Raw genomic sequence first — 12084 nt, forward strand, 5'->3', positions numbered from 1 at the left:
CGTGCTGCGGCACGAGTGCGACCCCGAGTCCGCGCTGCACGAGGTCGAGCAGCGTGTGCACGTCGTTCACGGTGCAGCGCACGCGCCGCGCGACCGAGTGGGCCGCGCACGCGGCGTCGTTGAGGGAGCGCACCGCCCACGACTCGTGGAAGTCGATGAAGTCGACGTCGCGCAGGTCGGCCCAGTCGAGACGGGCGGATGCCGCGAGCGGATGCTCGGGCGGGCAGAGCAGCACGACCGGGCGGCGCCCGAGCTCGGTGCGGGTCACTCGAGTGAGGTGGTCGGTGGCGGCGACGAACGCGACGTCGAGGTCGCCGGCGCGGACCTGGCCGACGAGGTCGTGCGACCCGGCCTGGGTGAAGTGGATGTCGACGAGCGGGTAGCGGCGGCGGAACCGCTCGAGCAGCGGCGGCACGTCGACGATGCCGAGGCACTGCTCGGTGCCGACCCGCAGCTGCCCCGACAGCTCGTTCGTGGCACGCACGACGGCGTCGCGCCCGGCGGTGGCCTGCGCGAGCATCGAGCGCGCGTGCGGAAGCAGCGCCAGGCCGGCATCCGTGGGCTCGACCCGGCGAGTGGTGCGCATGAAGAGCGTGGTGCCCAGTTCGTCCTCGAGACTGCGGATCGCCGCCGAGAGCCCCGACTGGGACACATGGCACACGGCTGCCGCACGGGTGAACTGCTGCTCGTCGGCGAGGGCCACGAGGTACTCCATCTGCCGCAGGTCCATCTATGACTCTCGCTTCTCAATGCCATCAAGCAAATTTGTTGGACTTCTAGCTTGGGCCCGCCTAGCGTGAACTCGCAACCCCACGACAGCTGAGGACCACATGAAGACCTTCACCCTCCCGGGCACCGAGATCACCGCGCCGAACGTCGTGCTCGGCCTCATGCGCATCTCCGAGAAGTCCGACGACGAGATCCGCGAGCTCGTCCGCACCGCACGCGACGCGGGCATCGACTTCCTCGACCACGCCGACATCTACGGCCGCGAGCTGCACGAGTGCGAGCGCCGGTTCGCCGAGGCGATGCAGCTCACCCCGTCGCAGCGCGCCGAGTTCACCATCCAGAGCAAGGCCGGCATCGTCAAGGACGGGCCGTACTTCGACTTCTCGTACGAGCACCTCGTCGAGTCGGTCGAGGGTTCGCTCGCCGCCCTCGGCACCGACTACCTCGACATCCTGTTGCTGCACCGTCCCGACGCGCTCGTCGAGCCCGAGGAGGTCGCGCGGGCGTTCGACGACCTCGAGGCGGCCGGCAAGGTGCGCGCATTCGGCGTCTCGAACCACACGCCGAGGCAGATCGACCTGCTGAAGCGGTACGTGCGGCAGCCCATCGTGGCGAACCAGCTGCAGCTCTCGATCACGCACTCGCCGATCATCAGCCAGGGCGTCGCGGCGAACATGGCGGCCGAGGGACAGTCGGCCACGCTCGACGGCGGCGGCATCGTCGACTACTGCCGGCTCAACGACATCACCGTGCAGGCGTGGTCGCCGTTCCAGGCCGGCTTCTTCACGGGCGTGTTCCTCGGCTCGCCCGAGTACGCCGAGCTCAACGCCGTGATCGACCGCCTGGCCGCCGCCTACGACGTGCCGGCCATCGCGATCGCTACGGCGTGGATCACGCGGCATCCGGCGAACATGCAGGTCGTGCTCGGCACGACGAGTCCCGAACGCGTGGCGGCCGCCGCGCAGGGGTCGGACCTCCCCCTCACCCGCGCCGAGTGGTACGAGCTGTTCCGCGCCGCCGGGCACCTCGTGCCCTAGTCGGGGCGCCCCTCAGCTCGCGAGGTCCTCCTCCGCCACCACCGCCGCCGCATACCGCGTCTCGACGAGGATCGGCAGGTGGTCGGAGGAGCCGCGCGGGAGGGTCTCGACCTTCTCGATGTCGAAGCCGACGGAGGTCGCGAGGTCGAAGTGCCCGCGGAAGAACTTGTAGCGGGTGTAGGTGCGGCTGTCGCTCAGCGTCATCTCGTAGCCGACCTCGCGCACCTTCTCGGCGAGGTTGTCCTTGAAGACGGGGTAGTTGTAGTCGCCCACCATGAGGGTCGGCAGGCCGGGCCCGAGCAGCTGCAGCTCGCCGAGCGCCGCGCGGATCTGATGCCGCCGCAGCGAGTTCAGGGCCGTGAGCGGCGCCGCGTGGAACGACGCGACGACGAGCTCCCGTTGCACCTCGAGGTCGAGCAGTCGCACGCCGAGCAGTCGCTCGTGCGCCGGACGCAGCAGGTGGTCGTGCAGCGACTTCTTCAAGGCCACCGCCCGGGTGGCGCGGCTCTCGAACCGGTCGGAACGGTAGTACACCGCGAGGCCGAGCCGGTTGCCCGAGGTCGACGTGGCGAGCTCGAGCCGACCGACGTGCTTCGGCAGGTCGGCGGTGTCGCACTCCTGCAGGCAGATGAGGTCGGGCGTGTACCGCTCATCGAGCGCCGCGAGCTCGTTGATGGCTCGATGCTTCCGCAGGTTGTAGCTGACGACCTTCACTCGCCCAGCCTACGCAGCACGAGCGCCCGGGTGGCCGCGAGCTCGCCGTGAACCTGCAGGGTGGACACGCCTCAGTCGTCGAGGTTCTCCTGGATCATGACGTCCGACGCGTGGATGCACACCATGCGCAGCCGGCCCGTGCCCGTGTTGGTGAAGCCGTGCCAGGTGTTCGCGGCGACGGTGGCGGTGTCGCCCGCGGTCGCGTCCAGCTGGGCGTCGCCGATGGTGATGCGGGCCTCGCCCTCGAGCACGATCCAGGTCTCGGTGTACGGATGCCGATGCAGGCCCGGTCCCTGCCCCGGGTCGTTGTCCACCAGGAAGTACGAGATGCCCGCGCCGTGGTCGCGGCCCTCGAACCGCAGGGTGCGGCCGGTGCCGAAGCGGAGCTCATCGGCCCGGACGAGCCGGGGTGCGGCGGATGCTCCGGCCGCATCCGTCGGGGTCGTGGTGGGTTCGTCGGCTGCCATGGTGGTCTTCCTCTCCGGTTCGGGATGCCGCTGCGGCATCCGCTGATCCCACCCTCCGCTCGCGCACCGCGACTCGGTAGCATTTCGACGTGGATCGAATGTTCGTGGACTTCCGGCTGGCGCCCGACGACATCTCGGCGATCCGGTTCGGCCTCTCGCCCGGTCACGAGCTCTGCCACGCGGTGCGGGTGCTGCAGCGCCCCGACGACCAGCCGCTGCAATGGGGCTGGGTGCGGAACGTGCGCGCCGACGTCCCGCGCGAGGCGTTCGAGCTCCTGGCGCTCATCATCGGCGCGGACGGCTACTTCCCCGACTTCCTCACCGCCACCCCGAGCTGGGACCTCGCGCCCGACGACGAGGTGCGGCGGCTCCGCTCGGTGCCGCCCGACCTCATCCGCGCCGACCTCGCGAAGATGCTCGCGCGCTCGTCGGGCCGACGGCACGAGGCGATCGCGCGCCTCCGGGACGAGCCGGAGCGGGCGCGCGACCTGATCGCCGAAGCGTGGCAGGAACTGTGGGACGCCCTGCTCGCGCCGGTCTGGCCGCAGGTCGAGCGCATCCTGCGCGCGGACATCGCCGTGCGGGCGCGCCGCGTGACGACCGACGGCCTCGGTGCGATGGTCGCCGGGCTGCACGAGTCCGTGACCTGGCACGGCGACAGCGTGAGGGTGCGGCTGCGGCTGCACCGCGAACTCGTCGACTGCCGCGGCACCGGTCTCGTGCTCGTGCCGTCGGTGATGAGCTCCCATCGCAGCCAGGTGCTCACCGAGCCGCCCGCGCAGCCGACGCTGTTCTATCCCGCGCAGGGTGTCACCGAGACCTGGGCGCGCGACCCCGAGTCCGCGACGCGGTCGCTCGCGGCGCTCATGAGCCCGGCGCGGGCCGAGATCCTCCTCACGGCCCACGACCCGCGCACCACGTCGCAGGTCGCTGCCGACTGCGGCCTCGCCGTCTCGACGGCGTCGCACCACCTCACCGTGCTCCGCAACAGCGGGCTCATCGCGAGCGTGCGCGACGGCGCCAGGATGCTGCACACGAGGACGCCCGTGGGGGAGGCGCTCGTCGGCGCGGCGCTGTAGGGCGCGTGCCGCGACGGTTGGTCTCAGCGCCCGGGCGGTGCCCGAGATCACGTGGCACGGCTCAGCGCGTGCGAGGGTCGCTCCCGATCCCGGACGCTCCGGTGGCGCCGCGGCGGCCGCTCTCGTATGCCCAGATGGCCACCTCGACGCGGTTGCGCGCGCCGATCTTGGCCATGAGGCTCGCCAGGTGCGTCTTGACGGTGCTGAGCGAGATGTGCAGCTCGCTCGCGACCTCGGGGTTGCCGAGGCCGCGCGCGACCGCGGCGAGCACGTCCTCCTCGCGCGGCGTGAGCGGCTCGATCGGCTGCGCCGGCGGCGCCGGAGACGAGGCGGGTGCCGATCCCGCGAACGTCTCGATGAGCCGCACGGTGACGTTGGGGTCGATGAGCGCGTCGCCCCGTGCCGCCGCGTGCACGGCCTGGGCCAGCAGTGCGGGCCCGGCGTTCTTGAGCAGGAATCCCCGGGCGCCGGCCCGGAGGGCGGCGTACACGTACTCGTCGAGGTCGAAGGTGGTGATCACGACGACCGGGATGGGATGCTCGACACCCGGCCCGGCGAGCGCGAGCGTCGCCGCGATGCCGTCGAGCACCGGCATCCGGATGTCGAGGAGGCAGACGTCGGGCCGGATGCCGCGGGCGAGCAAGACGGCCTCGGCCCCGTCGCTCGCCTCGCCGACGACCTCGATGCCGGGCTGCGCGTCGAGGATCATCCGCAGTCCGGTGCGCACGAGCTCCTGGTCGTCGGCGATGACCACGCGCACGCTCATGCTGACCATCCCGCACGGGGGAGGACCACGGCGACCGACCAACCGCCACCGGGTACGGCGCCGGCCGCGAAGGTGCCGCCGAGCAGGGCGGCGCGTTCGGCCATGCCGCGGAGGCCGTAGCCGGCCGTCGAGGATCGCCTTCCATCCGGCGTGTTCCTCGTGCAGCAGGCGGGCAGGCAGATCGTCGGTGATCTCGGTCATGCCCGCAACGCTAGCCGCGGCATCCGCTCAGAGCCAGCCCCTGCGCTTGAAGATGAGGTAGAGACCGCCCGCGAAGCCGAGCATGAGGGCGATCGCGAAGGGGTAGCCCCACGGCTGGCCGAGTTCGGGCATGTACCGGAAGTTCATGCCGTAGACGGCGGCGATGAGGCTCGGCGCGAAGATGATGGCGGCCCAGCTCGAGATCTTCTTCGACTGCTCGCTCTGCGCCAGCGCCGTCTCGGAGAGCACCCGCGTCTCCTCGTTCTGCCGCTGGGCGACCAGCGTCGAGTGGACCTGCAGCGCGTTCTGCAGCAGCTGCCGGAACGTGTCGCCGCGCTCGTTGATGCGGATGACGTGATCCTTCACGTCGCGGAGGTACCGTTGCAGCTCGAGGTCGACGGCGTACTTCTCGAAGCCGCGCTCCAGGCCGTCGAACATGCCCACGAGCGGACGGGTCGCGCGCTGGAACTCCATCACCTCGCTCGCCAGGTCGTAGATGCGGCGGGTCACCTCGGGGTCGCCCGAGAACAGCTGCTCCTCGATCTCGTCGATGTCGTTCTCGAGGCCGGCGTCGACCGGCGAGTACTCGTCGACGACCTCATCGAGCACCGCGTAGAGCACGGCCTCGGGTCCCTTCGCGAGCAGGTCGGGCGAGGACTCGAGCCGGTGGCGCACGCGCGCGAGGTCGGGCGACTCGGCGCGGCGGATCGTGATGGCGAAGTCGGGTCCGATGAACACGTGCAGCTCGCCGAACTCCACCTGCTCCTCGGCGTCGAGGTAGCGTGCCGGGCGCAGCACGACGAAGAGACTCGCGCCGTAGCGCTCGAGCTTGGCCCGCTGGTGTCCCTTCTTCGCGTCCTCGACCGCGAGCGGGTGCAGGCCGAACTCGCTCGCGAGGGCATCGAGCTCGGCGTCGGTCGGGCGGTACAGCCCGATCCACGCGAAGCCGCCGTGCCGCTCGCGGGTCTCGAACGTCTCCTCGAGCGAGGCTGGGGTGGCGACCCGGCGGCCGCCCGAGTAGATCGCGTTGTCGACGACGGGCATCGGGCCAAGTCTGGTCGGCTGCGGCATCCGTCGCCCATCCGACACGCGCACGAGGGCGACGGATGCCGCGTGGCCGGCACCCGAGCCGCGGGCGCCGCGTGCCGGGCTCAGCCGTAGATGCCCTCCGCGTACCGCGGCCCGTAGTACTCGTCGAGGGCGTCGAGCGACTCGTCCTGGCGTTCGACCGCCTGCGCGATGACGGCCCGGCGCGGTGCGGCGTCGGGCGTCCACGTCTCGGGCTGCCACGCCTTCGAGCGCAGGAACGCCTTCGAGCAGTGGAAGAACACCTCGTCGATGTCGACGAGCACCGCCAGGGCGGGACGGTGGCCGCGCACCACCATGCCGTCGAGGAACGGCGCGTCGCGCACGATGGTCGCGCGGCCGTTGATGCGCAGGGTGTCGCCACGGCCCGGGATGACGAAGATCAGCCCGACGTGCGGGTTGCGGAGGATGTTGTGGAAACCGTCCGCGCGCCGGTTCCCCGGCCGCTCGGGGAGGGCGATCGTGGTGTCGTCGAGCACCGTCACGAAGCCCGCCGGGTCGCCCTTCGGCGAGACGTCGAGCGCGCCGTGGTCGTCGGAGGTCGCCACGAACGCGATCGGCGCCGCCGCGAGCCAGGCCCGGTCGACGTCGTGCAGCCGGGCGCGGGCCTTGTTCGCGGTGCGCGGCAACGGGGTACCGACGATCGCCTCCAACTCGCCGGCCGAGGTGATGGGGACGCCGCGCTCGCTCTGGTCGACCATGTGCCCACGCTACGACCGAGCCGCGCCGGCGTGCGAGCCCATGGCGGCTTCCTCGCGGCATCCGACGCGATCGTTGCGATGGTGCCGACGAGGCCGGCTCAGCGCACGGAGTGCATGAGCACCCACGAGTGCATCGCGATGGCCGCCGCCGCGCTCGCGTTGAGCGATCGGGTCGACCCGTACTGCGTGATCTCGACGACCGCGTCGGCGGCGGCGGTCGCCTCGGCCGAGAGCCCCGGCCCCTCCTGGCCGAAGAGCAGCACACATCGCTCGGGCCACTCGAACGCCTCGATGGGCACGGCGCCCTCGACGTTGTCGACCGCCACGATGGGCACGGATGCCGCGTGCGCCCACTCGGCGAAGGCGGCGACGTCCGGGTGGTACAGGAGGTGCTGGTAGCGGTCGGTGACCATCGCACCGCGCTTGTTCCAGCGGCGGCGGCCGATGATGTGCACGGTGTCGGCGGCGAACGCATTCGCGGTGCGCACGATCGAGCCGATGTTCATGTCGTGCTGCCAGTTCTCGATGGCGACGTGGAACGGGTGCCGCCGCGTGTCGAGGTCGGCGACGATCGCCTCCATGCGCCAGTACCGGTAGCGATCGACGACGTTGCGAGTGTCGCCGTGCTCGAGCAGCTCGGGGTCGTAGTGCGGGTCGGCGGGCCAGGCCTCGGGTCCGCCGGGCCACGGGCCGACGCCGTGCGGGAGGGTCGGCTCGGCGGCATCCGCGGGCTCGTGTGCGTCGACGGCGCGGCTCGGGTCGGCTGTATCCACGAGGCAAGGCTAGCCGGGTGGAACGAGGCCGACCCCGGCGCGCTCACGCCGGGGTCGGTTTGGTGGTGCGGGAGCGCATCAGCCTCCGAACTCGACGCCGCCGCGGCAGGCGTCACCGGGGCTCGGCACCATATCCTTGTATCCGCCGCGGACCCACTGGCCGTAGCTCTGCACGTGGCCGCCGGTGACGAAGTCGTCATCGAAGCCGGGCGGGTTGCCCTCGATCGCATCGGGCAGATCCTGCCCGGAGTAGGCGCAGGCCGAATTGGCCGTTTCCGCTCCAGGGACTGGTTGGCCATGGCCGCCGGTCTCGCCGGCGAATGCCGCGCCGGCGCCGCCGCCGAGCACGAGACCCAACGCGACGGCGCAGCCGATGACTGCTCGCTTCATGATGTTCCACCTCCGGGTGATGTGCCGGACGACCACGATGCGCCTCAACACGGTGAGGCCCCGGCCCAGTGCAGGCCGTCCGATGCGAAGCAAGATACTCCTGTCTCCGTCCGGCCGTCAGTCTTTTCGGCGCACCGAAATCTGTGTAATCTTTCGGCATGCCTAAATCTGCGGATGCCGCGACGACGCGGCCCCCGACGCGGGCCGCCGCGACCCCTGCCGGCGGGACCGCGGCCTCGCTGCCGCGCCTCGCCTGGCTGATCGGCCCCGCGCTCGTGGCGGGCGTCGCCTACCTCGACCCCGGCAACGTCGCGAGCAACATGACCGCGGGCGCGCAGTACGGTTACCTGCTCGTCTGGGTGGTGGTGCTCGGCAACACCATGGCGTGGCTCATCCAGTACCTCTCGGCCAAGCTCGGCGTGGTCACCGGCAAGAGCCTGCCCGAAGTGCTCGGCGAGCGCATCGGCAACCGCTGGGGCCGACGCGCCTACTGGCTGCAGGCCGAGCTCGTGGCCATGGCCACCGACCTCGCCGAGGTCATCGGCGGCGCCGTCGCCCTCAACCTGCTCTTCGGCGTCCCGCTCGTCTGGGGCGGACTCATCACGGGCGGCGTCTCGCTCGTGCTGCTCGTCATCCAGTCCCGCAGAGGAGCACGTCCCTTCGAGTTCGTGATCATCGGCCTGCTCGTCATCATCACGGTCGGCTTCAGCGTCGGCGTCTTCGTCGCCCCGCCCGACCCGGCCGGCGTCATCGGCGGGCTCGTGCCGCGGTTCGCCGACGCCAACTCGGTGCTGCTCGCGGCATCCATCCTCGGCGCCACGATCATGCCGCACGCCATCTACGCGCACTCGGCGCTGAGCCGTGACCGCTTCTCGCCGCAGGCCCGGCCCTTCGGGGAGCCGCGAGCGGATGCCGCGGCCGGGGACGCGGGCGAGGTGGGCGACCTCATCGAGGCCGGGCGCCGCATCCCGACCGCCCGCCTGCTCGTCGCCACCCGCTGGGACGTGTCGATCGCGATGGCGATCGCCGGGACCGTGAACCTGTGCATCCTGCTGCTCGCCGCGGCGAACCTCGCCGGCGTGGAGGGCACGAACAGCCTCGAGGGCGCCTACGCCGCGCTGCAGGTCTCGCTCGGACCGCTCGTCGCCACCCTCTTCGCGGTCGGGCTGCTCGCGTCGGGCCTCGCCTCGACGTCGGTGGGCGCCTATGCGGGCGCCGAGATCATGCGCGGGCTGCTGCACATCCGCGTGCCGCTCCTCGCCCGCCGCCTCGTCACGCTGATCCCCGCGCTCGTGATCCTCGCCCTCGGCTTCGACCCCACCGTGTCGCTGGTGCTCAGCCAGGTCGTGCTCTCGTTCGGCATCCCGTTCGCGCTCATCCCGCTCGTGTCCGTCACCGCTCGGCGCAGCGTGCTCGGCCGGTACGCGAACCACTGGGGCACGACCGCGGCGGGCATCGCGGCATCCGTATTCCTCATCACGCTGAACGGCCTGCTGCTCTGGCTGGTGTTCACGGGGGCGTGAGCGAGCCCTGAGCGGCGACCTCCGCTGGGCATGGGACCGCCCCGGGTGCCGGCACGGAATTGCGGTACCCGGGGCGGTCGTCTGGTGCGGCCGAGCGACGGAGCGTTGCGAACCGTACGGCTCGCGGCATCCGTCACCCGACCGGATCTTCGGACGGTCAGTCGTCGAACGACACCGTCCACTCCGCCGTCGCACCGTCGGCGATGCGGTACCAGGGCGAGGGCACGGCCACGACGGTGGCATCGCCGACGACCGCCACCTTGCCGTTCGCCGAGGTGACCAGCTCGCCGTTGACGTAGTAATCGACGCCGGTGCGGTCGTTCGGCACCTGGACCTCGTCCTTCTTCGTGCCGGGGCGGTCCTTGAACTTCGGCTCGCCCGGCGTGACCGGCGTCGTCAGGATCGGCACGTCCGCGAAGTCCATGTCGCTCGCGAGGTAGAACGACGTGTACGCCGGCTGGTTGTACGTCGTCTGCTGGCGGGCGGTCTCGGCGCGGTACTGCACGTCGTGCATGAGGGTGGTCAGCTTGTGCGTCGTGACCTCGGTGCTCGTGTAGATGCGCAGGGCGCTCGAGTCGGTCGTGCGCACGAGCAGCTCCTCGCGCCAGTCGCCGAACACGTCGGCGACGAGCGACGGGTTGCCCTTCGTACCGTTGTTCGTCAGCGTGCCGGTGGCCGTGAGGAGTCGGCCCCGCGTCCAGTCGTCGATCGTCGGCGTCTGCGTGCCGCTGCCATTGACGATCTGCGTCGTAAGGTCGGCCGCCCAGCGGATGGACATGTTCGTCCCGGGCGTCGCCGACGAGAGGATCTCGCCCTTGGCGCTCAGCAGGCCGCTCGCGTCGGTGCCGCCGGGCAGGCTCGACCACACCTCGATGCCGGGCACGTCGCTGCGCACGTCGCCGATCATCGCGCGACCGGTGTCGCGGCCCGAGTAGGCGCCGAAGAGCACCTCGCCGGTCGCGGCATCCCGCATCGCCGAACCGTACGGTGCGCCCGTGGCGCCCTCGTGGGCGGTCCAGACCTCGACGCCGTCGCGCGACGGGTCGATGTCGGTCACGTGCATGGCGTCGCCGTGGCCGAGGCGCACCGTCGCGCCGGGGTTGGCGCTGCCCGGGGGCAGCACGTCGAACGAGCTGTACAGCAGGCTGCCGTCGTCGTCGATCGTCGCCGAGCCGTAGACGAGCTCCTGCCTGCCGTCGCCGTCGACGTCGGCCGCGCTCAGCGAGTGGTCGCCCTGCGTGGTGATCGTCGCGAACTCGGGGTTGGAGCCGTCACGGCCGTGCGGGCCGTCGTTGAACGGGTTCGTCAGCGGCACGTGACCGCTGTCGACCTGCCACCGCTGGCTCAGCGTCTCGCCGTCCCAGTCGAGGGTGGTGATCGTCGTGCGCGTGTAGTAGCCGCGGGCGAACACCGCCGACGGGTGCTGCCCGTCGAAGTACGCGACGCCCGAGAGGAACCGGTCGACGCGGTTGCCCGGCTCGATGCGGGCCATCGCGTAGTCGCCCCACAGGAGGCCGTCGTCGTCGCGCCCGGTCGGGTACGCGATGGTCTGGAGCTCGTCGCCCGTGGCGCTGTCGAACACCGTGAGGTACTCGGGACCATCGACGATGAAGCCCTCGAACTCGCGGAGCTTGTTGTTCGCGCTGCGGCTCAGCGCATACACGTCGATGAAGTAGTCGGCGAGCTCCTGGGCGTCGGCCTCCGAGAGCGGGTACTCGTGCGTGACGGGGATGCCCCACGCCTGCTCGAGCGTCGCCGGCCAATGGCCCGCCACCACCTCGGGATGCTCGGTCCAGCCCTGGAACAGCTCGACGAGGTGCTGCTCGTAGTCGGCCGCGCTCATGCGGTAGTCGTCGGTGTGCGCGTAGCCGGCGGCGACATCCGCCTCGGGCATCGTGATGTACCGCTCGCTCGCGACCGAGCCGTCGGCGTTGTACGTGATCGACTTCGTGCCGGGCGCGGTCTTCAGCATGGTCTCGGAGCGTCCGTCGCCGTCGAAGTCGTCGACGAGGAACTGCGTGTAGTGCGCGCCGGCGCGGATGTTCACGCCGAGGTCGAGCCGGTTCAGCAGGGTGCCGTCGAGCTCGTAGGTGTCGAGGTAGACGGGGCCGGTCCAGCCGCGCTGCGAGACGTCCTTGGAGTTCGACGGGTCCCACTTGACCACGTACTCGTAGGCGCCGTCGCCGTCGACGTCGGCGACCGAGACGTCGTTGGCCGAGTACGTGTAGGTGGTGGGCTGGTTCGGGATGACGCTCGGCGGTGTCACGCCGTCGGCGGGCTTCCTGAGGGGCAGGTCGGTGTACCCCTGCGCCCACGCCGACACGGCGGCGGATGCGTCGAGCTCGATGCCGTTCACCACGGGCGCGACCGTGTACTGCGCGGTCGCCGTGCCCGCGGCATCCGCGTAGTTCGTGCTGTCGGTGACCGTGGCGATCTTCGTGCCGTCGCGGTAGACGGCGAAGTCGGGACCGGCGAGGCCGGTGTCGGTGGCGCCGGTCGCCTCGGACGCGAGGAGGCGCCAGCTGAGGAACACGCCCTCGGACGTCGAGACCGCGACGAGGCCCCGGTCGAGCTGCTCGAGCTGCGGCACGCCCTCGGGCACGGGGGCCGGCGCGGTG

At 71.2% G+C, this 12084-nt stretch carries 12 protein-coding genes; 3 read left to right on the forward strand and 9 right to left on the reverse strand.

Translation table 11 applies throughout. The features are described from left to right. On the reverse strand, positions 1–730 hold a 730-nt coding region (locus tag GH736_RS09460), incomplete at its 3' end, for a LysR family transcriptional regulator (protein ID WP_159602490.1). Between the two features lie 100 nt (positions 731–830). Between GH736_RS09460 and GH736_RS09465 the strand changes: the two genes are divergently transcribed. Next, positions 831–1766, forward strand: coding sequence for an aldo/keto reductase (locus GH736_RS09465; RefSeq protein ID WP_159602493.1), 936 nt, complete (start codon positions 831–833; stop codon positions 1764–1766). 12 nt (positions 1767–1778) lie between these two features. Here GH736_RS09465 and GH736_RS09470 read toward each other — a convergent pair whose 3' ends face one another. After that, positions 1779–2480 (reverse strand): endonuclease/exonuclease/phosphatase family protein, encoded by a 702-nt coding sequence (locus GH736_RS09470; RefSeq protein WP_159602496.1) that lies wholly within the window; start codon positions 2478–2480, stop codon positions 1779–1781. 71 nt (positions 2481–2551) lie between these two features. Further along, positions 2552–2947, reverse strand: coding sequence for a cupin domain-containing protein (locus tag GH736_RS09475; protein ID WP_159602499.1), 396 nt, complete (start codon positions 2945–2947; stop codon positions 2552–2554). A gap of 98 nt (positions 2948–3045) precedes the next feature. On the opposite strand from GH736_RS09475, the gene GH736_RS09480 reads away from it, so the two are divergent. Further along, the gene (locus GH736_RS09480) at positions 3046–4026 is read left to right on the forward strand and encodes an ArsR/SmtB family transcription factor (protein WP_203230705.1); all 981 of its coding nucleotides are present in this window, start codon (positions 3046–3048) and stop codon (positions 4024–4026) included. A gap of 61 nt (positions 4027–4087) precedes the next feature. Here GH736_RS09480 and GH736_RS09485 read toward each other — a convergent pair whose 3' ends face one another. From GH736_RS09485 to GH736_RS09505, 5 genes are all read right to left on the reverse strand, one after another. Then, entirely contained in the window at positions 4088–4792 is a 705-nt protein-coding gene (locus GH736_RS09485; RefSeq protein WP_159602505.1) for a response regulator, read from the reverse strand. Positions 4793–5020: 228 nt separating this feature from the next. Then, positions 5021–6037 carry a magnesium and cobalt transport protein CorA gene (locus tag GH736_RS09490; protein ID WP_159602508.1) on the reverse strand — a complete coding sequence of 339 codons (1017 nt, stop codon included), beginning with the start codon at positions 6035–6037 and terminating at the stop codon, positions 5021–5023. A 107-nt stretch (positions 6038–6144) separates the two neighbouring features. After that, entirely contained in the window at positions 6145–6780 is a 636-nt protein-coding gene (locus GH736_RS09495) for a pyridoxamine 5'-phosphate oxidase family protein (protein ID WP_159602511.1), read from the reverse strand. Between the two features lie 98 nt (positions 6781–6878). After that, positions 6879–7553, reverse strand: a complete 675-nt coding sequence (locus GH736_RS09500; protein WP_159602514.1) for a TrmH family RNA methyltransferase — start codon at positions 7551–7553, stop codon at positions 6879–6881. Between the two features lie 78 nt (positions 7554–7631). Continuing rightward, positions 7632–7979: a hypothetical protein gene (locus GH736_RS09505; RefSeq protein ID WP_235933931.1), complete on the reverse strand. Its 348-nt coding sequence runs from the start codon at positions 7977–7979 to the stop codon at positions 7632–7634. A 122-nt stretch (positions 7980–8101) separates the two neighbouring features. Here GH736_RS09505 and GH736_RS09510 point away from each other — a divergent pair, with 122 nt between their 5' ends. Beyond that, positions 8102–9466 (forward strand): Nramp family divalent metal transporter, encoded by a 1365-nt coding sequence (locus GH736_RS09510; RefSeq protein ID WP_159602517.1) that lies wholly within the window; start codon positions 8102–8104, stop codon positions 9464–9466. Between the two features lie 157 nt (positions 9467–9623). On the opposite strand, the gene GH736_RS09515 is transcribed toward GH736_RS09510, so the two are convergent. Further along, a partial coding sequence (locus GH736_RS09515) for a rhamnogalacturonan lyase (RefSeq protein WP_159602520.1) occupies positions 9624–12084 on the reverse strand: 2461 nt, incomplete at its 5' end.

Origin of the sequence: Agromyces humi (assembly GCF_009720255.1) — a bacterium.
Classification (GTDB): Bacteria; Actinomycetota; Actinomycetes; order Actinomycetales; family Microbacteriaceae; genus Agromyces; species Agromyces humi.